The organism is Kitasatospora mediocidica KCTC 9733, from assembly GCF_000744225.1.
GTDB classification, from domain to species: domain Bacteria; phylum Actinomycetota; class Actinomycetes; order Streptomycetales; family Streptomycetaceae; genus Kitasatospora; species Kitasatospora mediocidica.
Genome location: NZ_JQLN01000005.1, coordinates 1,509,986 through 1,536,699 on the forward strand (window position 1 = coordinate 1,509,986; position 26,714 = coordinate 1,536,699).

Genomic DNA, 26,714 nt, shown 5'->3' on the forward strand with positions numbered 1-26,714 from the left:
GGTCATAAGGTTCCGGCCATCCGGCCGCGCTATTCTGCGCCGGTGACTACCTCCACCGAACTAGCGGTCAACCTCCTGAATGCCAAGTCGTTGATCGCCTCGGTCGGGACGATCGGCCTGCTGGCGATCATCTTCGCCGAGACCGGCCTACTGATCGGTTTCTTCTTCCCCGGTGACTCCCTGCTGATCCTGGCCGGCGTGGCCGCCTCCAGCGCGGCGGCCAAGGCCTTCGGCCCGGGTGTGCAGATGCCGATCGCGGTGCTGCTGATCGGTGCGCCGCTCTGTGCGGTCGCCGGTGCCCAGCTGGGGCACCTGATCGGGGCCAAGGCGGGCAGGAAGCTCTTCGACAAGCCGGAGTCGAAGATCTTCAAGCGGGAGTACGTGCAGAAGGCGGAGGAGTACTTCGAGAAGTTCGGCCCGGCGAAGGCGGTGGTGATCGCTCGCTTCATCCCGATCGTCCGGACCTTCCTCAACCCGGTGGCCGGGACGCTGGAGATGCCGGCCCGGACGTTCTTCGTCTGGAACCTGGTCGGCGGGGTGCTCTGGACCGAGGTGATGCTCTCGATCGGCTACTTCTTCGGCGACTCGATGGCACCGGTGATCGACAAGTACCTGATCCCGGCGATGGCCCTGATCATCCTGATCTCGATCTCGCCGATCCTGGTCGAGGTCATGCGCGAGCGCAAGAAGCGCAAGGCCGGCGGCGCCGCCTTCACCGGCGAGCCGGAGACGGAGACCGCCGGATCCTCCGCCGGTCGCCACCGTCGCGGCTGAGGCGGCCGCTGCGAGGTCGTCCGCGCGCAGCCCGATCGGCCCCTGTCACGTTCACCGTGGCGGGGGCCGATCCGTGTCCGGGGTCGTCAGGGCGTGACGATCGCGAAGTTCGGCTCCGGGGTGTCCAGGACGGCGAGCAGCTCGGCCAGCGCCTGCGGGTCGCCGCTGTGGTCGATCCCCTCCAGGCCGCTCCCGGCCAGCAGGCCCAGCAGCTGGGCCTTGCCGAGTTTGAGGGTGAGGTCCGCCGTCTCGGGACCCAGCGACTTGCCCAGCGCGGCGCTGCGGTGGGTGAGCGCGCCGTTGGAGAGGATCAGCCGCCAGCCGCGCCGCTCGTCGGCCACCAGCCAGTCGAGGGTCAGGGCGGTGCCCCAGGCGCGCGGGCCGTTGACCCGGACGGCCAGCGAGTCGATCAGCTGGCCGACCGTGAGGGCCATCGCCATCTCGGGGTTGTCGGTCTTCAGGTCGACGGCGGCGAGGGTGCCGCGCAGTTCCATCGCGGCGGTCAGGTAGAAGTTGCGCCAGGTGCCGTTCTCGGCGCCGCGCCCGAGCACGTCGTAGACGTCGGCCAGGGTGTGGCGGGCGTCCTGGTGGTCGGGCTGGGCGAAGACCGCGTGGTTCAGCAGCGTCGCCGCGAAGCGCCGGTCGCCGGCCGCCACGTACTCCTTCGCCTTGGCCACGGTGGCGTCCACGCCGCCCAGCGCGTCGGTGTGGCGCTTGGCCAGCTCGACCGGCGGGTGTTCCCAGAGGTGCGCCGGGTTGCCGTCGTACCAGCCCATGTAGCGCTGGTAGATCGCCTTGGCGTTGTGGCTGAGCGAGCCGTAGTAGCCGCGCAGGGCCCAGGACTTCTCCAGCTCGGGGGCGAGCTGGAGCTCCTCGGCGATCTCCGGGCCGGTCAGGCCGGCGTTGAGCAGCCGCAGGGTCTGGTCGTGCAGGGACGCGTACAGGTCGCGCTGCAGGGTGAGGTGGCGCGCGATCTTCTGCTGTCCCCAGGTGGGCCAGTGGTGCGAGGCGAAGGAGACGTCGGAGTTCGCGCCGAACAGGGTGAGCGCCTCGTCCAGGTAGTGCGCCCAGACCCGGGCGTCGCGCACCAGGGCGCCGCGCAGGGTCAGCACGTTGTGCATGTTGTGCGTGGCGTTCTCGGCCAGGCAGAGCGCCCGGCGGTCGGGGAAGTGGAAGTTCATCTCGGCCGGGGCCTCGGTGCCCGGGGTGAGGTGGAAGGCGATCCGCACGCCGTCCACGGTCTCCACCTGGCCGGTGTGGGTGATGTCCACAGTTGGTGCGATCAGCGTGACGGTGCCGAGCGAGGTGGTCATCCCCAGGCCGCAGCCGATCTGGCCGTCCGGCGCCTTGGGCAGCTGGGCGCCGTACATGTAGACCGCGCGGCGGGTCATCGCGTTGCCGGCGTAGACGTTCTCGCTGGCCGCGTGCTCCAGGAAGCCCTTCGGGGCGATCACCGGGACGGGCTCGTGGCCGTGCGGCAGCACGCCGCGGGCGCCGCCGAAGTGGTCGGCGTGCGAGTGCGTGTAGATCAGCCCGGTGACCGGACGTTCGCCGCGGTTGCGGCGGTACAGCCCCAGCGCGGCGGCGGCGGTCTCGGCGGAGATCAGCGGATCGATGACGATCACTCCGCGGTCGCCCTCGACCAGGGTCATGTTGGACAGGTCCAGCCCGCGTACCTGGTAGATGCCCTCGGTGACCTGGTAGAGACCCTGCCGGGCGGCGAGTCCGCCCTGCCGCCAGAGGCTGGGATTGGCGGTGTCGGGGCAGGCCCCGTCGAGGAACGCGTAGGCGTCGTTGTCCCAGACCACCCGGCCGTCGTCCGTGGTGACCACGGCCGGGTCGAGACGGTCGATGAACCCGCGGTCGGCGTCCGCGAAGTCCTCGGTGTCGTCGAAGGAAGGAGCTGTGGCTGTCATGGGGGCGAGATTGTCACACTATGGGCGTTTTCTCCTGCGCTGGACGGCACTTCGGCCGGCCCCGGAGGCGTCGGAAACGGCGGACGGCCGGGGTGGTGCGCTGTTTCACGTGAAACAGCGCACCACCCCGGCCGTTGTGCCGAACGTGGGACCCGAGGGCCCGCGGGCGCAGGCGGAGCCTCAGGCGAGGTCGAGGTCCTGCGCGGTGAAGACGGTGTAGTACGGCAGCCCGGCGGCCTCGATGGCCGGAGCGGCACCGCGCTCGACGATCACCGCGACGCCCACCACCTCGGCGCCGGCCTCGCGCAGCGCCTCGACGGCCGTCAGCACCGAACCGCCGGTGGTGGAGGTGTCCTCGACGGCCAGCACCCGGCGGCCCTTGACGTCCGGGCCCTCGATCCGGCGCTGCAGGCCGTGCGCCTTGCCGGTCTTGCGGACGACGAACGCGTCCAGCTCACGGCCGCGGGCGGCGGCGGCGTGCAGCATCGAGGCGGCCACCGGGTCGGCGCCCAGGGTCAGGCCGCCGACGGCGTCGTAGTCGAGGTCCGCGGTGGTGTCCAGCAGGACCCGGCCGACCAGCGGCGCCGCCTGGGCGTCCAGGGTGATGCGGCGCAGGTCGACGTAGTAGTCCGCCTCCAGGCCGGAGGAGAGGGTGACCTTGCCGTGCACCACGGCCTTGTTCTTGATCTGCGCCAGCAAGGCGTCGCGGTCGTTGCTCATGGACAGTCAGTCTAGGGCCTGGGGTCTGGGGGGACGCCGCAGCTCAGCGCTTGCGCAGGGCGCGGGCCAGCACGACCGCTCCGCCGAGCAGGGCCACCGAGCCGCCGATCACCCACGGCACGGTGGTCCGGCCGTGGACCCGGGAGGCGACCGGCGCGCCGGCGCCGTGCTCGCCGGACCAGCGGCTGGCGGCCCGGGCGCGGGCGCTGCGGGCGGGCAGCGCCGGGGCATAGCGGCCGCGCGGCGGGGCGTGGTCGACCTCCTCGGCCGAGCGGCCGACGATGCTCCGGCGGACCGGGCCGGCCAGCACGTCGTCCGGCGACAGCGGGTCGCCGCCGGGCTGGTAGCCGTACGGCGCGTCCGCGCTCTCCGCGCCGTGGCCGCCGGCGAGGGCCTCGGCGGCGGCGGTGCCGGCCGGCTCGTCCAGGCTCTCCTGCTCGGAACCGAGGCCGAAGGAGTCGGAGTCGGAGAAGGAGATCAGGTCGGAGAGGTCATCGGCGAACAGGTCGTCGGGGAGCTCGTCGTCCTCGTCGGCGCGGGGCCTGAGCTCGATCGGGCGGGCACCGGTGTCGGGCTCCTCGACCTGCTCGACGTCGTCGACGGCCTCGGTCTCGGCCTCGTCGGTGTCCAGGGCCGTGGCTTCTTCGGCGCTGCCGTCGGCGGCCAGCGCGGCGCCGAAGCGGTCCAGCAGACGGCGTCCGGCCAGGGCCAGCGCCTCCTCGTCGAAGTCGGCGAGCCGGCCGCCCGGCGTCAGGTCACCGCGGAAGCGCAGCACGGTGCGCTCGGCGCCGTCCTCGTCGACGCTGATCCGCAGGGTCGCCGTCACCTCGCCGTCGCCGCGGGCCTCCTGGCCCTCCGCGAAGGCTGTCAGCACACCGGCCGCGCCGCTGCGGATCAGCGAGACGACGCCCCGGTAGGTGATCGTGGAGCCGGCGATCCGCAGCCGCAGTCGGCCGTTGATCTCCTGCGGCGCGGCGCCGCCCGCGCGCCGCGCCGCGCGGGTGTCGGTGGGCTCGGCCGCATCGGTGCTCAGACCGGGCACACACCGCGCGAGCAGCGCGGGATCCTGCAGGGCCCGGTGGACCAGCGCGGCAGGCAGCGGGACGACAACCTCATGCTCCATACCTGTGAGCCTACCGACCTACCCCTGGGGTGGGAGGGCACGGCGCCAGGTTGACGCTCGGACGGGGGCAGCGGGTCTGTCGGCGGTGCTGTCCGTGCTGCTCCGGGCGGGGTCAGCGCGGCCTCAGCAGGGTGCTCGGCGGGGGGAGGTCCTGCGGGCGGCTCGCGGCCAGCCGGGCGGCCGAGGCGGTCAGTTCCGGCACGGTCATCGAGCGCGGCGGCGGGGCGTCGTCGGCCAGCCCGAGCGGTGGCAGCGGCCCGCGCGCGGCGAGCAGCACCGCGGCGAGGCTGCCGGTGCCCGCCGGGTCGCAGGCCGGCCCGGTTCCCGCCACCGGGTACGGCACGGTGGACAGGCCCGCGGCCCGCAGGCCGGCCTCGGCGGTCCACAGGCCCGGCCCGCCCGCCCCGGCCGGGACCGCCAGCCGTCCGTCCGGGACGAGCAGGGCGGCGGCCAGCCCGTAGAACTCGGTGGAGTGGTACTCGCTGTGCGCGGCCCGTTCGGGCGCGGGCAGGTCGGCGAGAACGGCGTTGAACGGTTGCACCGGTCCGGGCCGGCGCAGCCAGTCCAGTGGATCGGTGGTCAGCACCCGGACCCGGGGGTCCGCGAAGGAGTGCTCGCCGAGCGCGGCCAGCGCCGGGTCCGTCCGGGCCAGTTCGGGCAGCGCCGGATCGAGCGTCACCACCAGCACCGAGGCCACCCCCCGGTGCCGCAGCACCTCGCGCAGCGCGAGGCCGTCGCCGCCGCCGAGCAGCAGCACCCGGGTGTCCGCGCCGCCGGCCAGCGCCGGGTGCACCAGCGCCTCGTGGTACCGGTACTCGTCGGTGCCGCAGACCGCGAGCCGCCCGGCCAGGTAGAGCCGCAGCGGGTCGGCGGGGACCGTGCCCTGCTCGGGCACCCGCGGTGACGGGCCGGTCAGCACGATCTCGCCGTAGCGGCTCTGCATGGCCGGCCGCGCCTGGCCGCCGTACAGCGCGTGCCGGGCGGCGCGTTCGATCGCGCCGGTACAGGCCGCCGCCACCGCCAGTGCGGCCAGCACCGCGCCGCAGCCGGCCCAGAGCAGCACCCGGGTTCGCGGGCCCGGCTCGTCGCGGAAGAGCCAGAGCACCACCGCCGCCCCGGCCAGCGCGTTGACCCCGCCGGTCAGCAGGGCGCCGGTGGCCTGCCCGAGCGTGGGCAGCAGCAGGAACGGGAAGGCCAGGCCGCCGATCAGCGCTCCGACGTAGTCGGCGGCGAACAGGTCGGCCGCGGCCCGGCCGGCGTCCTCCTGGCGGATCCGTTGGATCAGCGTCATCAGCAACGGGATCTCGGCGCCGATCAGCACCCCGATGACGCAGGTCAGGGCGACCATGGTGATTTCGCAGCGGCCCAGCCAGGCCCAGCAGGCGTAGAGCGCGAGCCCCGAGAGCCCGCCGACCAGCGCGAGCGCGCACTCCACCAACGCGAAGGAGGTGGCCGGGCGGTGTGCGAAGTGCTTGGCGGCCAGTGAGCCGACGCCCATCGCGAAGACCATCACGGAGAGCACCACCGAGGTCTGCGTGACGGAGTCGCCGAGCAGGTAGCCGCCCAGCGCGACCAACTCCAGCTCGTACACCAGTCCGCAGGCGGCGCAGACGAACGCGGCGAGCAGCACCAGCAGCCGGGCGAGCGCGGGACGGCGGCGCAGCGGCGCGCGGCGGCCGTGCGCGCGTCCATCGATCGCACGGTCGTTCGGACGGCTCTGGTCGCCCGCTCGGACGCGGGCCTGCGAGCGGGCGCGGACGGGCGGCGCGGCGGGTCCGTCCGGCCCGTCGGGTCCGCCCGTACGGGTGCGTCCGTTCGGGCGACCTCGGGCCGGCGCGCGCAGTCGAGGCCGGGTGCGGGTGCGCGGCCACCGGGCCGGGCCGGACGGGGCCTCGGCGCCGGGGTCGGGCTGGAGGCGGGCTCGGCTCTGCCCGCGGATACGTGCCCTGTACCGCACGGTCCGGTCAGCTCCGGGCCGTGCGGAAGCTGGGGGAGGACCGTCGCGGTCAAGGCCGGGCTGCGCGGGTGGGCCCGCCGGCTGGTTGATCACGAAGAAACGCTAGGGGACGTATGCCGCGAACAGGCCCACTCGTTCGAGGGGCAGTGGCCCTGTCGCGGTTGACGGATCGTCACGGTGTTCGGGGCGGTGGGGTGGTGGGGTCAGCGGTCACGGTGCGGTGGGGCGGGCCATCGCGCAGCGGGCGGCCGGGTTGGGCGCCGACTCGACCTGGCTGCGCACCACCAGGGCCGAGCGGGTACAGACCAACCGCCCTTCCTGGGGGTAGGCGTGCCAGGTGCGCCAGAGCACCCGGTCCGCGCTGCCGTACGCGAACAGGGCGGTGAACGCGCTCGGATCGCCGGGGAAGACCCCGGCCAGTCCGCGCGGGTGGCCGCCCACCAGAGCGAGGATCTCCTGTGCCCGGGCGGCGAACATGTGGGGCGGGTGGGTTTCGATCCGGGCGGCGAACTCGTACTCCCAGCCCGAGACTTGCTCGGCCACCCGGGCGGGCAGTGGGTTGCGGCGGCCGGGCATGCAGGCCACCGTCTCCAGGCAGTCACCCGGCCCGGCCGCGATCACCACCTGGTGCGAGGCACCCAGCAGGCGCAGCTGCAGGGTGCCCGCCGGTCTGCCGTCGGGCGCCCGGCCGTCGCCCGACAGGGGCAGGTCGCGCACCGCGAGCGCGGGCAGCGGTCCGCCGCCGAGACACCAGGCCAGATCGCCGGCGCGGGTGTCGGTATAGGAGGTCTGCAGTGTGGTGAGCATGCTGGGCTCCGCATTTCAGCTCCGTACGCGCCCGCCGTGCAGCGTCCGACTCGGCCGAAGGCGAGACTGTTCGAGGCTGTGCGGTCCAGGACGCGGCCGACCGTGGAAGGAAGGATTCCGGCTGGAGTTTCAGCAGCAGAGAAGCACGAATTCTCCAGGTCCGTCAGGGATTTACCCATTCTTGTTGCACATTCACCGTTCTGGGCGTAGTGCCTGGTCGGGTCTGACCGGCCTGGTGAACGAGATTGCTCGACGTGCGCCACTTTGACCGGTGTGCGCGACCGGCAGGCAGGGCGCGCGAGGAGTGGGTTGCCAGGGTGCGCAGACGCGCGCGCCGACGGTCTGCGCCGGGCGCGGGCGGGGCGCACACGGCTGTTCGGACGCACGGCGCAGGGCTCGCGGCCGAGCCGGGATTTAATCCCTGCGATCATCGCCGGGTGGCGCGTATGGTCATGAACTCCCCGAGAGGGAAGGGAGGTTCAGCAACGATGGGACTGTTCAAGGACGCCCCGCCCAGCCCGCATCCGCAGTACACGCAGATGCGTTTCATGACGGCCGGATCCCCGTCCTGGTGGAAGCAGAACCGGCACAAGGTCCTCGTCGTCGTCGGCCTGCTGGCCGGCTTCTGGCTCGGCAGCCACCAGGCGGCCACCCCCGCCACGTGCGCCCCGGCCAGCACGTCCAGCAGCGCGCACTGACCGGAAGGGCTCCGCGCCGCCGCCCCCTCGGCGGCGCGGGCACTCGGTTGGCCGTGGACCCGCTACCCCGGTAGGGGGTCGAGGTTGGCTCCGTGGAGGGACGATCACGCGTGCGGACGAACCTAGTCTCGAATCACTTGGTCGTCCTCACGAGGAGATACCCCCATGGCACTCGCTTCGCCTTCCGATCTCACCGCCAATTCGCTGACAGCAAAGGCTGGTTGGCTTCGCGCCAGCTACGACTGGCGGAGCTCGGCGTATGCCGTCGCGGCCCTGCCGGTCGGTCTGCTGGCCGTGTCGCTCGCGCTGCTCGGCCGGCCGCGCGTCGCCTACCGGCTCCAGAGCGGCCTCGCGGTACGGCTGCTGGGCGCGCGGATCGCCGAGCCGGCGCGTGGCCGGCTGGTGCGGGTCGTGGGTCATGGCGTGTTGGCCCTGCCGCTCCAACTCCTCGCCGGTCTGCTCACCGGAGCGCTGTGGGCGGACTTCCTGGCCCGCGGGGCCTGCTACCCGCTGGCGGTCTGGGGGCAGGACGTGAGCCACGCCTGGGGCGGTCCGACCCTCGTCGGCGCGTGGATCGCGCACTTCGCCGTCGGGGTGCTCACTCTGGCGCTGCTGCTGCCGGTGTTCCGCGTGTTGGTCGTCGCCCAGCGGCGGCTGGCTGTCCGTCTGCTCGGCACGGCCGCAGGAGTCTGAGGTGGTCACCCTAGGATGGCCGCCGATGAGTATCGAACAGACGATCCAGCGGCTGCGGCCCGCGGTCCTTCCGGCCGTCGTCGTCGCCCTGGTGCCGCTGGGCTGGCTGGACCTCGTTCAGCACTACGCGCTGGGGGCCGCCCCGGCGATGGTCCTGAGTGTGGCTCGGGTGGCGCCGCTGCTGTGGTGTCGCAGCCGCCCGGTGTTCGCGTGGGGTGTTTCGCTTGCCGCGATCCTGCTGACCTCGCTGGTGACCCGGCCGGTCTCCGCGGCGGAGCCGTGGCCGTGGCCCGTGACCAGCCTGGCCGCGGAGGCGCTGGTGCTGGTGTTGGCCGGGAGCCGGGTGGAGCGGCGGCTGTCGGTGGCGATGGTGGCGGCGGTTCTCACCGCCACCACCGTTCTGCTGGCCGCGCTGCCCGGGCGGGGTGGTTGGTCGAACCTGCTTCCGGTCGCCGTCGCCGTCGTGCTCGCGCTGGTCGGCGCCGAGGTGCTGCGTGACCGTGCGCAGACCCGGGCCCGGCTGGCCGAGCAGGAGCGGATCAGCGAGACCGAGCGGACCCGGAGCGCTCTGTTGGAGGAGCGGTCCCGGATCGGTCGCGAGCTGCATGACGTCGTGGCCCACCACATGTCCCTGATCGCCGTCCGGGCCGAGACGGCGCCCTACCGTCTGCCGGACACCTCCGCGGCGACCCGGGAGGAGTTCCGGGCCGTGAGCGGTGCGGCCCGCGAGGCGCTGACGGACATGCGGCGTCTGCTGGGACTGCTGCGCGGAGACGAGGCCGCCGAGCGGATGCCACAGCCCGAGCTGGCCCAGCTCGCCGATCTCGTCCGGGACGCCGGACCGTCGGTGACGCTGGAGGTGGCCGGTGACCTCGGGTCCGTTCCGGCCGCGGTCGGTGTCTGCGCCTACCGGATCGTCCAGGAGTCGCTGTCGAACGCGCGTCGGCACGCGAACGGCGCGTCGGTGGCGGTCCGGGTGGAGCGTTCCATGACACATCTACTGATAGTCATTCAGAACGGCCCTGGTGGAGCCGAGTCGGCAGCCACCCGGCCTTCGGCCGCCGGGCCCGGTCATGGTCTGATGGGGATGCGGGAACGGGCCGCCCTGCTGGGAGGGTCGTTCTCCGCCGAGGGTGCACCCGGGCGCGGGTTCACCGTGACGGCCGATCTGCCGCTACCAGAGGGACGATGACCACCAGCATTCTGATCGTCGACGACCAGGCCATGGTCCGCCAGGGCTTCGGCGCGCTGCTCGACGCTCAGCCGGGCCTGGCGGTGGTCGGCGAGGCCGCCGACGGTGCGGCCGGGCTGGAGGCCGCGGCCCGGCTCGACCCCGACGTGGTCCTGATGGACGTGCGGATGCCGGTGATGGACGGCCTCGAGGCGACCCGTCGGCTGCTGGAGGGCCGCAGCCACCGGCCCAGAGTGCTCATGCTCACCACCTTCGACCTGGACGACTACGTCTACGAGGCGCTGCGGGCGGGCGCGAGCGGCTTCCTGCTGAAGGACGCGACGGCCGAGGAGCTGATCCAGGCCGTGCGGGTCGTCGCCGCCGGCGACGCGCTGCTCGCCCCCTCGATCACCCGGCGCCTGATCGAGGACTTCGCCCACCGCCGGCCCGCTCCCCTCCGCAGTGGCCCCGCCCGTCGGCTGCCCGAGCTGACTCCGCGCGAGACCGAGGTCCTGCGACTCGTCGCCCAGGGCCTCTCGAACAGGGAGATCGCCGCGGATCTCGTGCTCGCGGAGCAGACGGTCAAGACCCATGTCAGCCGCATCCTGACCAAGCTCGACCTGCGCGACCGGGCCCAGGCGGTGGTCTTCTCCTACGAGTCCGGCCTGGTCGCCCCGGGCGCCTGACCGCGCGGTGCGGCTGCGGGGATCAGAGCCGCCGGAGGCGGGCCACCGCCTCGTTGAGTACGTCGTCCTGCTTGCAGAAGGTGAAGCGGACCAGGCTGCGGCCGGCCTCGGTGTCGTCGTAGAAGACGGCGTTGGGGATCGCCACGACGCCGCAGCGCGCGGGGAGGCTGCGGCAGAACTCGATGCCGTCCTTCTCCCCGAGCGGGCTGATGTCGGTGGTGATGAAGTAGGTGCCGGCGGGTTCGAAGACCTGGAAGCCCGCGGCCGAGAGCCCCTCGGCGAGCAGGTCGCGCTTGCGGCGCAGGTCGGCGCGCAGGGTGTCGAAGTAGCTGTCGGGCAGGTGCAGGGCCTGGGCGACGGCGTACTGGAAGGGGCCGGCGCTGACGTAGGTGAGGTACTGCTTCGCGGTGCGGACGGCGGCCAGCAGCGCGGGGGCGGCGGTCACCCAGCCGACCTTCCAGCCGGTGAAGGAGAAGGTCTTGCCGGCCGAGGAGATCGAGACGGTCCGCTCGCGCATGCCGGGCAGGGCGGCGATGGGGTGGTGGGCGCCGGTCAGCACGAGGTGTTCGTAGACCTCGTCGGTGACGACCAGGAGGTCGTGCTCGCAGGCGAGTTCGGCGATGGCGGCGAGTTCCTCGGGGGTGAGGACCATGCCGGTGGGGTTGTGCGGAGTGTTGAGCAGCAGGAGGCGGGTGCGCGGGGTGATCGCGGCGCGCAGGGCGTCCAGGTCGGGGCGGAAGGACGGCGGGCGCAGCGTGAGCGGCACGCGGGTGGCGCCGGCCATCGCGATGCAGGCGGCGTAGGAGTCGTAGAACGGCTCGAAGGCGATCACCTCGTCGCCGGGTTCGAGCAGGGCGAGCATCGCGGCGGCGATGGCCTCGGTGGCGCCGGCGGTGACCAGGACCTCGGTGTCGGGGTCGTAGCGAAGGCCGTAGAAGCGCTGCTGGTGCTCGGCGATCGCGGTGCGCAGCTCAGGGATGCCGGGGCCGGGCGGGTACTGGTTGCCCTTGCCGGTCAGGACGGCGTCGGCGGCCGCCTGGGCGATCTCGCGCGGTCCGTCGGTGTCCGGGAAGCCCTGCCCGAGGTTGATCGAACCGGTGGCGGTGGCCAGCGCCGACATCTCGGCGAAGATCGTCGTGCCCATCCCCGCCAGTCGTCGGTTCAGCAGCGGCCTCGTGGTCATCCCGGCTCCTCACAACTCGCGGTCGGCTCATCATCGGTCGCGCCCGTTACCGGGACAAGTAGGCCCGGCCCGCCGATGGCGGGCCGGGCCTGGGGAGCTGGGGGTCAGCCCTCGTCGGGGGTCTCGTCGGCGGCGTCGCCGTCCTCGCCGTCGATCTCCTGCTGCAGGCCGAGGCGCTCGACGATCCACTGCTCGAAGCCCACGGCCGCCTGGGTCCAGTTGGCGGTGGTGGTGACGAAGTAGTCCAGGTTGACGCCGGAGCCGACGATCATCTGCGACTCGCCGATCAGGCGGACCACGCCGTCCTCGTGGGTGTGCGTGTAGACCTTGGGCCACAGGGTCTCGCGGTTCCACTCGTCGATGAGGTCGAGGATCTCGCCCTTCTTCTCCAGCGGGTACGAACGGTCGTAGAACGACCGGACCGCGAAGAGCTCCTTCTGGTCGCCGCGGAACATGAAGTAGACCCGGAAACCCTCCCAGGGGGCGGTGAGGTCACCCTCCTCGTCCACCACGTGCTTGAGCTGCATCTGGTCGAGAAGCTGGGTCACCAGAGCCTGGTCCGGCACCACCACCGGCGGCGGACCGGCCGGCTGGCCGCCCGCCGGGGGCTGCTGGGGCAGGCCGAAGGACGGGATGGACGACGGGTCAACGCTCACGGGAGGTCCCTTCACAGTGCACGAGGGTGGCTGGAACTTCAGGGGCCGCCCTTCCATGTCTCCATCCTGCCTCATTCGGCGCCGGTGGCACAGGGAGTCCCGCAGCCGGTGATCATGTCTGCCCGGCCCGGTCCCGCAGGGGGCGGGACCAGGCACGGAACCGGGCGCGGTGCCCCCGGGCGAGCGGTGTTACGAGGAGCTCACCGTCAGGTGGTCCGCCTCCTCGTCGCGGTCCACCACGACGGTGTCGCCGTCGTGCACGCGTCCGGAGAGGATCTCCTTGGCGAGCTGGTCGCCGATCGCGGACTGGACCAGCCGGCGCAGCGGCCGGGCGCCGTACGCCGGGTCGTAGCCGGTCAGCGACAGCCAGTCGCGGGCGGCGGGGGTGACGTCCAGGGTCAGCCGGCGGTCGCGCAGCCGGTCGGACAGTTTGGCCACCTGGAGGTCGACGATCCGGCTGAGCTCGGCGGTGCCGAGCGGGTCGAAGACCACGATGTCGTCCAGCCGGTTGAGGAACTCCGGCTTGAAGGCGGAGCGGACCGTCTCCAGGACCAGATCCTTCTTGGATGTCTCGGGGATCGCGGGATCCACCAGGTACTGGCTGCCCAGGTTGGAGGTGAGGATCAGGATGGCGTTGCGGAAGTCCACCGTGCGGCCCTGGCCGTCGGTGAGCCGGCCGTCGTCCAGCACCTGCAGCAGGACGTCGAAGACCTCCGGGTGCGCCTTCTCGACCTCGTCGAGCAGCACCACGCTGTACGGGCGCCGGCGGACCGCCTCGGTCAGCTGGCCGCCCTCCTCGTAGCCGATGTAGCCGGGCGGGGCGCCGACCAGGCGCGAGACGGAGTGCTTCTCGCCGTACTCGCTCATGTCGATCCGGACCATGGCGTGCTCGTCGTCGAAGAGGAAGTCGGCCAGCGCCTTGGCGAGTTCGGTCTTACCGACGCCGGTGGGTCCGAGGAAGAGGAAGGACCCGGTCGGCCGGTCCGGGTCGGCGATGCCCGCGCGGGTGCGCCGCACGGCGTCCGAAACGGCCTGCACGGCCGTCGACTGGCCGATCAGCCTGCGCCCCAACTCCTCCTCCATGCGCAGCAGTTTGGAGCTCTCGCCCTCCAGCAGCCGGCCGGCCGGGATGCCCGTCCAGGCGCCGACCACGTCGGCCACGTCGTCCGGGCCGACCTCCTCCTTCACCATCGACTCGGACGCGTCCTGGTCAGCCGCACGCTCCTGAGCCTCCGTCAGCTCCTGTTCTGCGGCCGGGATCTCGGCATACATCAGCTTGGAGGCGCGCTCGAAGTCGCCGTCCCGCTGGGCGCGTTCCAGGGCGCTCTGCAGGCCGTTCAGGCGCTCCTTGAGCTCGCCGACGTGGTTGAGGCTCTTCTTCTCCTGCTCCCAGCGGGCGGTGAGGACGGAGAGATGCTCCTGCCGGTCGGCCAGATCGCGCTGGAGCCGGGTCAGCCGCTCCACCGAGGCGGGGTCGGACTCCTTCTCCAGGGCCAGCTCCTCCATCCGCAACCGGTCGACAGAGCGCTGGAGTTCGTCGATCTCGACCGGCGAGGAGTCGATCTCCATGCGCAGTCGCGAGGCCGCCTCGTCGATCAGGTCGATCGCCTTGTCGGGGAGGAAGCGGGAGCTGATGTAGCGGTGCGAGAGGGTCGCGGCGGCGACCAGCGCGGCGTCCGAGATCTGCACCTTGTGGTGCGCCTCGTAGCGGCCCTTGAGCCCGCGCAGAATGGCGATCGAGTCCTCGACGCTCGGCTCGCCGACCAGCACCTGCTGGAAGCGGCGTTCCAGCGCCGGGTCCTTCTCGATCCGCTCGCGGTACTCGTCCAGCGTGGTGGCGCCGACCATCCGCAGCTCGCCGCGGGCCAGCATCGGCTTGAGCATGTTGCCCGCGTCCATCGCGGAGTCGCCGCCGGCGCCCGCGCCGACCATGGTGTGCAGCTCGTCGATGAAGGTGACGACCTGCCCGTCGCTCTGCTTGATGTCGTTCAGGACGGCCTTCAGCCGCTCCTCGAACTCGCCGCGGTACTTGGCGCCGGCCACCATCGCGCTGAGGTCCAGCGAGACCAGCCGCTTGTCGCGCAGCGACTCGGGCACGTCGCCGGCCACGATCCGCTGGGCCAGGCCCTCGACGACGGCGGTCTTGCCGACGCCGGGCTCGCCGATCAGCACCGGGTTGTTCTTGGTGCGGCGCGACAGCACCTGGACGACCCGGCGGATCTCCTGGTCGCGGCCGATCACCGGGTCGAGCTTGCCGTCCCGGGCGGCCTGGGTGAGGTCGGTGCCGTACTTCTCCAGCGCCTTGTAGCTGCCCTCCGGGTCCTGCGAGGTCACCCGGCCGCTGCCGCGGACCTCCTTGAAGGCGGCCAGCAGTGCCTTGGCGCCGGCGCCCTGGCGGGTCAGCAGCTCGGCGACCGCGCCGCCCTCGGCGGCCAGCCCGACCATCAGGTGCTCGGTGGAGACGTAGGCGTCGTCCAGGTCCTCGGCGCGCTTGCCGGCCTCGGTCAGGACCGCCAGCGTGTCGCGGCCCAGCTGGGGCGCTGCGACCGTCGAGCCCTGCGCGCTGGGCAGCGTCCTGAGCAGCTGACGGGCGCCGGCGGTGACCTGCGCGACGTCCGCGCCGACGGCTTCGAGCAGCGGTCGGGCGATCCCCTCGGGCTGCTCCAGCAGGGCGAGCAGGATGTGCACCGGCCTGACGTCCGGGTTCCCCGCGCCGCCTGCCTGCCGGATCGCGGCGGACAGGGCGTCCTGCGTCTTGGTGGTGAACTTGCTCGCGTCCACTGCTGGGTCTCCTCCTGGTGACGATTCTTGGGTGATGCGTCAAGGGTAAGACAAGTTGAGCGTACTTCGCTCAACTTTCCTGGATCTTTTTCCTGGATCCTGGATCCGGGCGGGCGACCGGTTCCACGGTCAGGTTAAGCGCGCTGTGCCGCCTCGGCTGCGCTCGGTGGTGTCCGGTCGAGTGACGCTCGCGGACCGGTCGAGCGGGCTTCGGCGGGGCCCCGGGGCTCGCACGGGCCGTGCCCGGCTGGCACGATGGCGGAGGTCAGTCAAGCGATCGGGGGCGCACGGTGCACGGGGAACCAGGGGTGATGCCGGACGACCTCGGGCTGGACGCCGACGCACGCGCGTTCTATCTGGCGGTGGTGGCCGCGGGCGGCTGGGTGATGGCCGACGATCTGTGTGCGCAGGACGCGCCGGTGCTGGCCCGGCTGCTGGAACTGGGCCTGGTCCGCGGCCTGCCCGGCGGCACGTTCTACTCCGCGGTCAGCCCGCGGGCCTTCGCGGGCCGGGCCGGCGGCGAGCTGCGCGAGCGCTCCGCCCGGCTGCTGCGGCAGGCCGAGGAGGTGCCCGCCGCCCTCGACGAGCTGGCGCAGGCCTACGACGCCGCGCCGCGCCGGATCGAGCGGACCGGGGTGGTGGAGACCGTCCAGGACCGGGACACCATCCGGCACCGGATCGCCCAGCTGGTCGCCGACACCACGACGGAGATGCTCACCGCCCAGCCCGGCGGCAACCGGCCGGCCGACCACCTGGTCTGGGCGATGGAGCAGGACGTCCCGTTCCTCAAGGGCGGCGGGGTGATGCGCACGCTCTACCAACCGGTGGCCCGGGTCGATCCGGCCACCATCGAGTACGCGGTGACGGTCGCGCCGTACGGCGCCCGGATCCGGGTGTTGGACGAGGACTTCCAGCGGATGCTGATCTTCGACCGCTCGGTGGCGGTGATACCGGCCTCGGCCGACATGGGCAGCGCGGCCTTCATCGAGGACCCGACCGCGGTGGAGGTGCTCGTGGAGCTCTTCGAGCGGGACTGGCGCCGGGCCGAGCGCGTCCAGTGGGGTTCGGCGCACGCGGTGCCCGACGCCGGCGCGGTCGAGGCCCGGGTCGGCCTGCTGCTGGCCGGCGGGCTGAGCCAGCGGGCGATCGCCGGTCGACTGGGCCTGAGCGAGCGGACGGTGGCCGGCCATATCGCCCGGCTGCGCGAGGAGCACGAGGCGGAGACGCTGTTCCAGCTGGGCTGGTTGATGCGTGGACGGACCGACGGGCGGCGCTGACCCGGGTGAGCGCGAGGACGGCCGGGTTTATCCGGTTGGCCGTCCGGTTTTATTTCCCGGCCACCGTCGAAATCCGGCGGAATCGATTCCGCCCCCGCGCGCGACCGTTTCGCCGAGCCGAAAGTCGCGCGAAATGCCGTATGTCGCGGTCTATCTGACGTGTACTCGCCATGCGAGTTCCCGCACTTGCGAAGTCGCGCATGCGTTTTCCCTTGTCGAGCGGCCCGAATCTTGCAAATCTGACGATGGGTCAGTCTGTTTCGGTGGCGCGGAAATCCGGCGATGCGGGTCGGCCCGAGTGGAAACCGGTAACGGCGCGTCAACGGGGAGGGGTAGCCGGTGTCGGAACGTTCGCAGCATGTGCTGGTGGAAAGTCAGGTGGTCTGGGGGCCGGGAGCGGGACGGTTCCTGCGTGAAGCGGTGACGCTCGCCGAGGCGGGGGACCGGGTGGTCCTGTACCTGGTCGAGGACGGCATCTTCGCGGCCGTCTCGGACGCGGTGCCGGAGCTGGCCCGGCTGGTCGAGCTGGGCTCGGAGGTGTGGGCGGACGACCGTTCGCTGACGCACCGCGCGCTGGCCGCCACCCGGCTCTCGCCCTACGTCACGGTGAAGGACGTCGAGGACCTGGACCTGCTGCTCCGCAGCACCGAGAGCCGGGTGGCCTGGCACTGAGCCGCGCCGCCCGGGGCGGTTCATCGTCGCAGCTCAGCCGTCCGTAGACCGACTACATCCGATGGTTCGCTGCAACTTCGTGCAGTTGCGGGAATCTGCAGGAAGGCCGCACTTGTCCGACACTCGCCACGCTGTGAGAGTGGGACTACGCCAAGCCGCCAGGGCTACCGCAGCCCACTGGTGGTGACTCGTTCTCCGTCTTCGCACAGGGGCAGAAGTATCTGTGTGGTGAAGGGAGGACACCGGGTGGTCCGTCATATGTGGTGATGACGACCGGGCCCGGGTCCAGCGAGGCGTTGCTGCTCCGTCTCGCTGGAAGCACCAGGGATTTGGCGTACACAAGTGGATCCGCCCGGAGTCAGGTGACTTCGAGTCCCTGACTCCGGGCCGGATCCGCTCCCAAGTTGGCCGGGCTGCCCCGAACGGGGCGGGGCAGCCGTCGGTCATGCTTTCGCGGCGCGCCCGGCTGGGCCGGGCGAGATCGTGCGACCTGGTGACGTGCCGGCTCGCGGGCACGGGGGGTGACGCGGTGGCCGAGACCGTGAAGGGTCCGCAGGACACGCTGCTGGACGAGGCCGCGCGCGAGCTCTATCTCGACGTCCTGCGCCGCGGCGGCGGGGTCGAGTCCGACGAGGTCGCCGAGCGGGACCGTGACGCGCTGCGCCGCCTGGTGGAGATCGGGCTGGTGGTCCCGCGGGTGGCCGACCGCGGCTTCACCGCCGTCAGTCCGCGGGCGGTGGCCGACCGCATCGGCCTGGAGATGCGGGCCGAGGCCGTCCGGTTGCTGGCCGGATCGGACCAGGTGAACGGTCGGTTCAGCGATCTGATCCAGGCCTACGACCAACTCGCGCCGGCACCCGTCGGCCGCCCGGCGCCCGAGTGGGTGCACGGCCTGGAGCAGATCCAGAAGAGGATCGCCCGGCTGCTGTCGGAGTGCCGGACCGACCTGATCACCGTTCAGCCCGGCCATCGCCCGGCCGAGATCCTGGACGTCGCGCTCCAGCAGGACCTGCCGTTCCTCAGACGCGGCGGCACCTTGCGGACGATCTACCAGCCGACGGCCCTGACCGCGCCCGCGACGGTCTGCTACGCCACGGAGGTCGGCAAGCTCGGCGGCCAGGTGCGCGTCCTGGACGAGCCGTTCCAGCGGACCATCATCCTCGACCGCCGGATCGCGGTGATCCCGGCCGGCGACGACCCCACGGCTGCGGTCTTCCTGGAGGACCCGGCGGTGGTGGCGCACCTGGTGCGGGTCTTCGAACGGGACTGGGAGCGCGCCGAGACGCCCCGCTGGGCGGACGCCCGCCGGACGGACACCGCCGGCTCGCCGGGGGGCCGGATCGGCGCGCTGATGGCCCAGGGGCTCACCCAGGGGATGGTGGCCAGACGGCTCGGCCTCAGCGAGCGTACGGTGGCGGGGCATCTGGCCCGGCTGCGGAACCGATACGGTGCTCGGACCCTCTATCAACTGGGGTGGTTGATGCGGACCGCCGAGCACGGGGCCGACGTGGTGGACGACCGGAGCGGGGGGATCGGGTAGTGACCGAGGCGGACCGAGCGGACCAGGCGGAGCCGGGGGCCCGGCGGCGGGCGGTGGGGTGCTGCCCAGCGAGCGGGCACGGGAGCTCTACCTGGCGGTGCTCGGCGAGGGCGGTCGGCTGCGGATGTCCGAGGTGCGCCCCGAGGATGCCGCCCGGGTCGCCGAACTGGCTGAGCTGGGCCTGCTGGTGGCGGTCCCGGCGGAGGCCTCGTACACAGCCGCCAACCCGCGTGCGGTCGGCGGCCGGCTGAGCGAGGAGCTGCGCTCGGCCGGGACCAGGCTGCTGGTGCAGGCCCAGGAGATGCCCGCGCTGCTGGAGGACCTGACCCGGGCCTACGACCTGACCCCGCGCAAGCTGGACCGCTCCGGCGAGGTGCGCCACGTGCACAGCGCCGCGCAGATCCGCCGCCTGGTGCAGGAGCTGGGGCGCGCGTGCCGGACGGAGGTCCTGGCGGCCCAGCCGAGCGGCGGCCCGCTGCTGGTGCTGGGGGACACGCTGGCGCAGACCCGGGCGTTCCTGGAGGACGGCGGCTGCCTGCGGGTGCTGTACGAGCCCGCCGCGCGCGCGGACGGGCCGACGGCCGAGTACGCGGCCGCGGCGGCCGAGTTGGGCGCGCGGTTCCGGGTACTGGGCGAGTCGTTCAAGCGGATGTTCATCTTCGACCGGACGACCGTGGTGATCCCGGCCGTCGGCGACACCGACAGCGCGGCCTTCGTCGACGACCCGGCGGTGGTCGCCTTCCTGCTGGGCATGTTCGAGCGGGACTGGCGGCGTGCGGAACCGGCCCAGTGGAGCGCCGTCGAACTGGACCGGGTGGGCCTGCCGGTGCACGCCCAGGTCGGCCGGATGCTCGCCCAGGGCCTGACACAGCGGGCGATCGCCGGTCGGCTCGGCCTGAGCGAGCGGACGGTGGCCGGCCACATCTCCCGGCTGCGCGAGCTCTACGACGCCGAGACGCTCTTCCAGCTGGGCTGGCTGATGCGGGCCGTGGACGGCGACGCCAAGAGCGAGCCGGGCCGGTGAGCGCGTGAGCCGCCGCGAGCGGGGGCTGCGCGGATCAGCGCCGAGGCCCGGCACCTGCCGCTCAGCCGGTGGCGGCGCCGCTGCTCGGCCAGCTGGTGCCGTACGGGTCGCTGTGCTGGGTCCGCAGCGGGGTGGTGAACTGCTCGCCGGGCGCCGTCCAGAAGCCCTCGCGCAGCGACAGCGCCATGCCGGCCCAGTCGAGCGCGGTCTCCACGATGTGGCGCAGGCTCTCCTGGGACCAGGAGTCGTCGAAGACCAGCGGCAGGACGGGGGCGACCTGCTCGATGGTGGCGATCAGCGGGTTGTGGGTGATCGCCTCGTCGACCAGCAGCACGATCGGCTTGCGCAGCGCCGAGCCCCAGCCGAGCTCCAGCGAGACGCCGGCCGAGAGCGGGGCGCCGACGTACGCGAAGACCAGGTCGGCGGTCTGCATCGCCCGGAAGTCGGAGGGCACCCGCGGTTCCGGAGCCCGGCCGTCCACCGTCCACGCGTCGCTGTGGTGCGCGCTGAACACGGCGGCGCCGCTGCTCAGCAGCGAGCTGCGCAGGGCGGTCAGCCGGGTGCGGCTGGCCAGGGTGACCACGCTGTCGGCCGGGCCGGTCAGCCGCATCAGCGGCGCGGCGAGGAAGACACGGGCCCGGCGGCCCTCGGGGGCCTGGGCGGCGTGCTGGCGCATGTAGGGCTCACTCATGGCGGCTACTCCGGGGAAGAGTGGGTCGGCCCGGCTGAGCGTGGTGTCTCAGCTGGTGCGGTGGTGTACGGAGCAGAGCTGACGGCAAATCCGACATTGGAAGACCGAACGATTGTTGAGCCTTTTACTGACTGGGAGAAACGGGAGTCGTCGTCAGAACGTGCTGCCAATTGATCGTCTCCGTTGGCACCAGGAGCCGTCCACAGAGCCGGTGTGTCATCTCCCTGTCTGGCGCTCGGATGACAGCGCCGTTTGCCACGGGGAGTCACGGCCGCCGCTCACCCCGGGATGTGTCATCTTTCTGCATGGCAGCACGATGCCAGGCTCTATGTGATGCCTGACCTTGCCTCGGGTCCGGGGGGTGGCTTTGATAATGCATTGGCCATGTCTGAAACGCGCGGTAGGCGCAGGGCTGTGGACCATGTCGTTTATATCAGGCTCATGACAAGGAGGCGCCACATGCGTCGTGCACCCCGATTCGTGACTCGCGCGCGTGTGGCTGTCGCAGTAGCCGGCGCCGGGCTGCTGCTTTCAGGCGCTGCCGCACTGTTTGGGTCTGTTACCTCGGTGCATCCGACGGGTGACGGTGGGCGGGCGGCGAGTTCGTCGGTCATGGTGGAGGCCGGGTCCGACGACTACATCTGGACCAAGACCCCGATGGCGACGCCGGCCGACTACATCTGGACGCTGGGCACGCCGACCGCCGCCGCGGCGGCTGCGCCGGCCGACTACATCTGGACCCTGGGCGCGCAGAACGACTCCGTGGCCAGGCCCGCCGACTACATCTGGACCAGGACCGCGATGGCGACGCCGGCCGACTACATCTGGACCAAGAGCGCGATGGCCGCCGCGCCGGCCGACTACATCTGGACCTGACCGTCGGAGCGTGCGGACCCCGCACGGCCGCGGCGAAGCGAGGCGTGGGCGATCACTCCGACTTGATCGGGGTTTCGCCCTCGCCCTCGTCCTCGATGCCGTAGGGACTGCCCGGTGCGTTCAGCGCCATCCGCCAGCCGAGCTGGAACAGCGTCTCCGAGCCGTACTCCTCGCGGAAGTCGGCGATGTGCCTGGCCAGCGTCCGCTCACTGATGCCGAGATTGCGCGCGATGACACGGTGGCCGATTCCCTGGACCATCATCCGCAGGATGTTGGTGCGCATCCGCGAGATGACCTCGGGGGGAACTTCGGTCGCCCCCAGGAACGGACTGGAGCGTTCCCACAACTGCTCGAACGAGTCCAGCAGATAGGCGACGATCGCCTCGTCACGGACGAAGGCGGCCTTTTCGGTGTCACCCCGGACGGGGATCACGGCGACCCGGCGGTCGATGATGAAGAGCCGCGTGAACGGTTCCTCCAGGGTCCTGACCTCGGCTCCGGCGTCCGTCATGCGCTCGACGTACTGTCTGGTGGGAGCGGAGTACCGGGCACTCGGGTGGTACACGATCCGCCGGGAGACGCCACGCCGGATGAGCGCGAGGTCCCCCTCCAGCGCCTCCAGAACCCCCTGTATCTGCGACTGCCGCCGGCTTCCGCCCGGCTGGGCGGTCAGCACCTCGCGCTCGGCGCCGTCGATCAGGGTGCCCACCCGCTGGTTGATCTCCACCAGTCCGTGGATGTGCTCCACCGGTCCGCCCGGGTGGACTTGCCGATCCAGTGACTGGTAGGCGTGGTTCAGGTCCTGCAGGGCGGTCGGTATCGACACGGCCTGGGTGAGCAGCGAAAGAGCCTGTTTCTGCCAGGAGGTGCTAAGCCGGCCGGCCAGCCGATTCGGATCCGTGGCAATAGCGGTCGACGCTTTTCCTTGGCCCAGAACCAATAGACCGAGCTCGGCCAGTTCGGTTCTGGCTCCGACGAGTCCGGGGTCGTCGATCTCCAGGGAACCGCCGGCGGCGACCACCTGGAGATACAAAGACTTTGCCTCGGCGGAGACGAAGTCGACGTGCTCCTTCTCCACCTCGGCCCCGCCTGTCGAGCTCATCCCTGGCTCCCCTCCCGGAAAATCGTCCGCCGATCCACCGGTCAGCACTCTACGCAAGAGCCAGAGTGGTTGGCACCCCACCGTCCGATGGGGTGCCAAGCGGTGGAACGAGCGCTATCGCCGGGGGCGCCAGACGACCAGTGCGCTGGACTGCTGAGCCGGTTGGTAGGGCACCAGATCGCGTCGGTACGAGGCGTGCACGGCGGCCTCGCGGGCCTGCAGGGTGCTGGCGGCACCCTCCAGCGAGGTGGCGAGTTCGGCGATCCGGGACTGCAGCGCGGCGACCTGGTTCTCCAGCTCGATGATCCGCTTGATGCCGGCCAGGTTGATGCCCTCGTCCTGGGAGAGCCGCTGCACCTCGCGCAGCTGCTGGATGTCCCGGGCCGAGTAGCGCCGACCGCGGCCGGCCGTGCGGTCCGGGCAGACCAGGCCGAGCCGGTCGTACTGCCGCAGGGTCTGCGGGTGCAGACCGGAGAGCTCGGCCGCCACCGAGATCACGTACACCGGGGTGTCCTCGGTGAGCGTGTACGAGGGGCCGGGCGGCGCGGAACGGCGCGGCCGGGGCCCCCCGGGGAGGCCCTCGCCCAGACCGACGCCGATGCTGTCAGGACTCATTGCGTCACGCTCCCTCCGCCGCCCGGAAGAGGTCGGCTCGCGGATCCTGCGAGGCGGTGGCCTCGCGGTACTGCTCCAGCGCTGTCAGGGCTTCGCCACTGGTCTCCTGCGGGACCGTCACCTCGACGGTGACCAGCAGGTCGCCCCGGGTGCCGTCCTTGCGGGTGGCGCCCTTGCCGCGGGCCCGCAGGGTCAGGCCGTTGGCACTGCCGGCCGGGAGCCGGAGCTTGACGGCCGGTCCGTTCAGGGTCGGCACCTCGATGGTGCCGCCAAGTGCGGCCTCAGGGAAGGACACCGGGACGGTGACGGTCAGATTGTCGCCCTTGCGACCGAACACCGGGTGGGTGTCGACGTGAACGGTGACGTACAGGTCGCCGGGCTGGCCGCCGCGTTCGCCCTGGGCGCCCTTGGCCTTGAGCCGGATCCGCTGGGCGTCCTGGACCCCGGCCGGGATCCGGACCTGCATGGTGCGCGCGGAGGTGGCCCGGCCGCTGCCGTGGCAGTCGGTGCAGGGGTCGTCGACGATCATGCCGCGGCCCTTGCAGTCCCGGCACGGGTCGGACAGCGCGAAGGCGCCCTGGCCCCGGCTGACCGTGCCGGCGCCGACGCAGGTCGGGCAGACCCGCGGGGTGGTGCCGGCCTTGGCGCCCGTCCCGGCGCAGGTCCGGCAGGCGGCCTGACTGGTCATCCGCAGCGGGACGGTGGCACCGTCCACCGCCTCCTCGAAGCTGAGCGTGACCTCGGTCTCGACGTCCGCCCCGCGGCGCGGCTGGGGCTGGCGGCCGCCGCGGTTGAAGAGGCCGCCGAAGACGTCCCCGATCCCGCCGCTGCCGTTGCCGCCGGCCGGCGCCCCGTTGAAGAGGTCGCCGAAGTCGAAGTTGTAGCCGGCGCCGTTGGTCCCGCCGCCGCCGCGCATGCCGCCCGCGCCGAACAGGCTGCGCGCCTCGTCGTACTCCTTGCGGCGCTTGTCGTCCGACAGGACGTCATAGGCCTCGGAGATGTCCTTGAAGCGGTCCTCGGCCTTGGCGTCGCCCTTGTTGGCGTCCGGGTGGAACTCCCGGGCCAGCTTGCGGTAGGTCTTCTTGATCTCTGCAGTGGTGGCGTCCTTGGGCACGCCGAGGACCTTGTAGTAGTCCTTCTCCACGTAGTCCTTGGTGCTCATGGCGTCCGCCACCTCCCGGGATGTGTTGATACGGCGCTGCGGAGCCGCGCGTCGCAGTCAGCGACGTACGGCCCCGCAGCGCACAGCGTGTCAGTTGTCGGCCGCACCGTCAGCCTCGGGGGCCTCCGGGTCCGTGCTGCCCGTGGACGGGGCACCGGGCTGCGGCTCGGCGACGGCCACCATCGCCGGGCGGATGATCCGCTCGCCGATCCGGTAGCCGGGCTGGAGCACCTGGACACAGGTGTCCTCGGTGACGTCCGAGGAGTAGCTGTGCATCAGCGCCTCGTGCAGGTTCGGGTCGAAGGGCTCGCCCTCCTTGCCGAACTGCTGCAGGCCCAGCTTGGCGACGACGGTCTCCAGGTTGTCGGAAACCGACTTGAAACCGCCCGTCACCTCGCCGTGCTCGCGGGCCCGGCCGATGTCGTCCAGCACCGGGATCAGGTTCTCCAACAGCGTGGAGACCGCGATCTCACGGACCGTCGCGCGGTCGCGCTCGACCCGCTTGCGGTAGTTCTGGTACTCGGCCTGCAACCGCTGGAGGTCAGCCGTCCGCTCGGTCAGCTCACGCTTCGCGGCGGCCAGTTCGGAGTCGCCCTCGGCCTCGTCGGCGACGCCCTTGAGCGCCTCCTCCGCGGCCTTGAGGACTGCCTCGTCGGCGTTGGAGTCGTCGCCGGGCTCCACGCCCTGCGCCTTCTCCGTCATGCCGCACCGCCCTTGGGCTTCTCGTCGTCGATGATCTCGGCGTCGACGACGTCGTCCTCCTTCGAGAAGTTGACGTTCTCGCCGCCCTCGGCGCCCGCCGCACCGGCCGCGTCGGCGTTGGCGTAGAGCGCCTGGCCGAGCTTCTGGGCGGTGGTGGAGACCTTCTCGGTGGCCTCGCGGATCACCGCGATGTCCTCACCCTTCAGGGCCTCCTTGAGCTCGGCGATCGCCGTCTCGACCTCGGTCTTGACGTCGGCCGGGAGCTTGTCGGTGTTGTCCGCGATGAACTTCTCGGTCGAGTAGACGAGCTGCTCACCCTGGTTGCGGGTCTCCACCGACTCGCGACGCTTGTGGTCCTCCTCGGCGTACTGCTCGGCCTCGCGCATCATGCGCTCGATGTCGTCCTTCGGCAGCGCGGAGCCGCCGGTGACGGTCATCCGCTGCTCCTTGCCGGTGCCGAGGTCCTTGGCACCGACGTGCATGATGCCGTTGGCGTCGATGTCGAAGGTGACCTCGATCTGCGGCAGGCCACGCGGGGCCGGCGGCAGGCCGGTCAGCTCGAACATGCCGAGCTTCTTGTTGTAGGCCGCGATCTCGCGCTCGCCCTGGTAGACCTGGATCTGCACGGACGGCTGGTTGTCCTCGGCCGTGGTGAAGATCTCGGAGCGCTTGGTCGGGATCGTGGTGTTGCGCTCGATCAGCTTGGTCATGATGCCGCCCTTGGTCTCGATACCCAGGGACAGCGGGGTGACGTCGAGGAGCAGGACGTCCTTGACCTCACCCTTCAGGACACCGGCCTGCAGCGCGGCGCCGATGGCGACGACCTCGTCCGGGTTGACGCCCTTGTTGGCGTCCTGACCGCCGGTGAGCTCCTTGACGAGCTCGGCGACGGCCGGCATCCGGGTGGAGCCGCCGACCAGGACCACGTGGTCGATCTCGGACAGGTTGATACCCGCGTCCTTGATCACGTTGTGGAACGGGGTCTTGCAGCGCTCCAGCAGGTCCGCGGTCAGCTGCTGGAACTGGGCCCGGGTGAGCTTCTCGTCCAGGTGCAGCGGGCCCTCGGCGGAGGCCGTGATGTAGGGCAGGTTGATCGAGGTCTCGGAGGACGAGGACAGCTCGATCTTGGCCTTCTCGGCCGCCTCGCGCAGGCGCTGGAGCGCCATCTTGTCCTTGGAGAGGTCCACGCCGTGGCCCGAGTGGAAGACCTTCACCAGGTGGTCGACGACCTTCTGGTCCCAGTCGTCACCACCGAGGTGGTTGTCACCGTTGGTGGCCTTCACCTCGACGACGCCGTCGCCGATCTCCAGCAGCGAGACGTCGAAGGTGCCGCCACCGAGGTCGAAGACCAGAATGGTCTGGTCGTCCTTGTCGAGGCCGTAGGCCAGCGCGGCCGCGGTCGGCTCGTTGACGATGCGCAGGACGTTGAGGCCCGCGATCTCACCGGCCTCCTTGGTGGCCTGGCGCTCGGAGTCGGAGAAGTACGCCGGCACGGTGATGACCGCGTCGGTGACCGTCTCGCCCAGGTAGGCCTCGGCGTCCCGCTTCAGCTTCTGCAGGATGAAGGCGCTGATCTGCTGGGGGTTGAAGTCCTTGCCGTCCAGGTTGATCTTCCACCCGGTGCCCATGTGGCGCTTGACCGAGCGGATGGTGCGGTCGACGTTGGTGACCGCCTGGCGCTTGGCGACCTCGCCGACGAGCACCTCGCCGTTCTTGGCGAAGGCGACGACGGACGGCGTGGTCCGGGCGCCCTCGGCGTTGGTGATGACGGTGGGCTCACCGCCTTCGAGAACACTGACGACCGAGTTCGTCGTGCCGAGGTCGATACCGACCGCGCGTGCCATCGTGAATACCTCCATGAAGAAGTTGAGCTTTACGGGCTCAAGCA

General features: G+C 71.7%; 24 protein-coding genes. 10 read left to right on the forward strand and 14 right to left on the reverse strand.

The features are described from left to right. The first annotated feature begins 42 nt into the window (after positions 1-42). Entirely contained in the window at positions 43-774 is a 732-nt protein-coding gene (locus BS80_RS20680; protein WP_035799500.1) for a DedA family protein, read from the forward strand. An 86-nt stretch (positions 775-860) separates the two neighbouring features. On the opposite strand, the gene BS80_RS20685 is transcribed toward BS80_RS20680, so the two are convergent. From BS80_RS20685 to BS80_RS20705, 5 genes are all read right to left on the reverse strand, one after another. Then, positions 861-2,690 (reverse strand): alkyl/aryl-sulfatase, encoded by a 1,830-nt coding sequence (locus BS80_RS20685; RefSeq protein WP_035799502.1) that lies wholly within the window; start codon positions 2,688-2,690, stop codon positions 861-863. 180 nt (positions 2,691-2,870) lie between these two features. Continuing rightward, the gene (pyrE, locus tag BS80_RS20690; protein ID WP_035799504.1) at positions 2,871-3,410 is read right to left on the reverse strand and encodes an orotate phosphoribosyltransferase; all 540 of its coding nucleotides are present in this window, start codon (positions 3,408-3,410) and stop codon (positions 2,871-2,873) included. A gap of 43 nt (positions 3,411-3,453) precedes the next feature. Then, entirely contained in the window at positions 3,454-4,533 is a 1,080-nt protein-coding gene (locus BS80_RS20695) for an SRPBCC family protein (protein WP_051966836.1), read from the reverse strand. Between the two features lie 112 nt (positions 4,534-4,645). Beyond that, on the reverse strand, positions 4,646-6,229 hold the full coding sequence (locus BS80_RS20700) for a polyamine aminopropyltransferase (RefSeq protein ID WP_408607431.1): 1,584 nt from the start codon (positions 6,227-6,229) through the stop codon (positions 4,646-4,648). A 471-nt stretch (positions 6,230-6,700) separates the two neighbouring features. Continuing rightward, the gene (locus tag BS80_RS20705) at positions 6,701-7,297 is read right to left on the reverse strand and encodes a DUF2617 family protein (protein ID WP_035799506.1); all 597 of its coding nucleotides are present in this window, start codon (positions 7,295-7,297) and stop codon (positions 6,701-6,703) included. Positions 7,298-7,785: 488 nt separating this feature from the next. Here BS80_RS20705 and BS80_RS20710 point away from each other — a divergent pair, with 488 nt between their 5' ends. The 4 genes from BS80_RS20710 (at position 7,786) to BS80_RS20725 (ending at position 10,545) form a co-directional block, all read left to right on the forward strand. After that, complete coding sequence (locus tag BS80_RS20710) at positions 7,786-7,995, forward strand: hypothetical protein (RefSeq protein ID WP_035799508.1); 210 nt, start codon at positions 7,786-7,788, stop codon at positions 7,993-7,995. Between the two features lie 165 nt (positions 7,996-8,160). Next, positions 8,161-8,688: a hypothetical protein gene (locus BS80_RS20715; protein WP_051966837.1), complete on the forward strand. Its 528-nt coding sequence runs from the start codon at positions 8,161-8,163 to the stop codon at positions 8,686-8,688. 25 nt (positions 8,689-8,713) lie between these two features. Continuing rightward, positions 8,714-9,880, forward strand: coding sequence for a sensor histidine kinase (locus BS80_RS20720; RefSeq protein WP_051966838.1), 1,167 nt, complete (start codon positions 8,714-8,716; stop codon positions 9,878-9,880). Beyond that, positions 9,877-10,545: a response regulator gene (locus BS80_RS20725; RefSeq protein ID WP_035799509.1), complete on the forward strand. Its 669-nt coding sequence runs from the start codon at positions 9,877-9,879 to the stop codon at positions 10,543-10,545. The genes BS80_RS20720 and BS80_RS20725 overlap by 4 nt, the downstream gene beginning before the upstream one ends. A gap of 22 nt (positions 10,546-10,567) precedes the next feature. Here the strand turns inward: BS80_RS20725 and BS80_RS20730 are convergent, their stop codons facing one another. From BS80_RS20730 to clpB, 3 genes are all read right to left on the reverse strand, one after another. Beyond that, positions 10,568-11,728, reverse strand: a complete 1,161-nt coding sequence (locus BS80_RS20730) for a pyridoxal phosphate-dependent aminotransferase (protein ID WP_035799511.1) — start codon at positions 11,726-11,728, stop codon at positions 10,568-10,570. A gap of 104 nt (positions 11,729-11,832) precedes the next feature. After that, entirely contained in the window at positions 11,833-12,384 is a 552-nt protein-coding gene (locus BS80_RS20735; RefSeq protein WP_035799513.1) for a type III secretion system chaperone family protein, read from the reverse strand. A 189-nt stretch (positions 12,385-12,573) separates the two neighbouring features. Continuing rightward, the gene (gene clpB, locus BS80_RS20740; protein ID WP_035799516.1) at positions 12,574-15,165 is read right to left on the reverse strand and encodes an ATP-dependent chaperone ClpB; all 2,592 of its coding nucleotides are present in this window, start codon (positions 15,163-15,165) and stop codon (positions 12,574-12,576) included. A gap of 311 nt (positions 15,166-15,476) precedes the next feature. On the opposite strand from clpB, the gene BS80_RS37905 reads away from it, so the two are divergent. The 4 genes from BS80_RS37905 (at position 15,477) to BS80_RS43585 (ending at position 19,678) form a co-directional block, all read left to right on the forward strand. Beyond that, a complete protein-coding gene (locus tag BS80_RS37905; RefSeq protein ID WP_051966839.1) occupies positions 15,477-16,442 on the forward strand; it encodes a winged helix-turn-helix transcriptional regulator in 966 nt (321 codons plus the stop codon). A 366-nt stretch (positions 16,443-16,808) separates the two neighbouring features. Further along, positions 16,809-17,114: a hypothetical protein gene (locus tag BS80_RS20750; RefSeq protein WP_157536416.1), complete on the forward strand. Its 306-nt coding sequence runs from the start codon at positions 16,809-16,811 to the stop codon at positions 17,112-17,114. 529 nt (positions 17,115-17,643) lie between these two features. Next, entirely contained in the window at positions 17,644-18,654 is a 1,011-nt protein-coding gene (locus tag BS80_RS20755; protein WP_035799518.1) for a LuxR C-terminal-related transcriptional regulator, read from the forward strand. 58 nt (positions 18,655-18,712) lie between these two features. Beyond that, positions 18,713-19,678 carry a LuxR C-terminal-related transcriptional regulator gene (locus BS80_RS43585; RefSeq protein ID WP_035799522.1) on the forward strand — a complete coding sequence of 322 codons (966 nt, stop codon included), beginning with the start codon at positions 18,713-18,715 and terminating at the stop codon, positions 19,676-19,678. Between the two features lie 61 nt (positions 19,679-19,739). On the opposite strand, the gene BS80_RS20765 is transcribed toward BS80_RS43585, so the two are convergent. Continuing rightward, a complete protein-coding gene (locus BS80_RS20765) occupies positions 19,740-20,369 on the reverse strand; it encodes a TIR domain-containing protein (RefSeq protein ID WP_157536418.1) in 630 nt (209 codons plus the stop codon). 567 nt (positions 20,370-20,936) lie between these two features. Here BS80_RS20765 and BS80_RS20770 point away from each other — a divergent pair. Then, the gene (locus tag BS80_RS20770) at positions 20,937-21,245 is read left to right on the forward strand and encodes a hypothetical protein (protein ID WP_157536420.1); all 309 of its coding nucleotides are present in this window, start codon (positions 20,937-20,939) and stop codon (positions 21,243-21,245) included. A 52-nt stretch (positions 21,246-21,297) separates the two neighbouring features. Here BS80_RS20770 and BS80_RS37910 read toward each other — a convergent pair whose 3' ends face one another. The 5 genes from BS80_RS37910 to dnaK form a co-directional block, all read right to left on the reverse strand. Further along, entirely contained in the window at positions 21,298-22,323 is a 1,026-nt protein-coding gene (locus BS80_RS37910; protein ID WP_198045566.1) for a helix-turn-helix domain-containing protein, read from the reverse strand. 138 nt (positions 22,324-22,461) lie between these two features. Next, positions 22,462-22,962: a heat shock protein transcriptional repressor HspR gene (locus tag BS80_RS20780; RefSeq protein WP_035799531.1), complete on the reverse strand. Its 501-nt coding sequence runs from the start codon at positions 22,960-22,962 to the stop codon at positions 22,462-22,464. 4 nt (positions 22,963-22,966) lie between these two features. After that, entirely contained in the window at positions 22,967-24,124 is a 1,158-nt protein-coding gene (dnaJ, locus tag BS80_RS20785) for a molecular chaperone DnaJ (RefSeq protein ID WP_035799533.1), read from the reverse strand. Positions 24,125-24,214: 90 nt separating this feature from the next. Further along, on the reverse strand, positions 24,215-24,826 hold the full coding sequence (gene grpE, locus BS80_RS20790; RefSeq protein WP_035799539.1) for a nucleotide exchange factor GrpE: 612 nt from the start codon (positions 24,824-24,826) through the stop codon (positions 24,215-24,217). After that, positions 24,823-26,670, reverse strand: a complete 1,848-nt coding sequence (dnaK, locus tag BS80_RS20795) for a molecular chaperone DnaK (RefSeq protein ID WP_035799541.1) — start codon at positions 26,668-26,670, stop codon at positions 24,823-24,825. The genes grpE and dnaK overlap by 4 nt, the downstream gene beginning before the upstream one ends. Between the last annotated feature and the right edge of the window lie 44 nt (positions 26,671-26,714).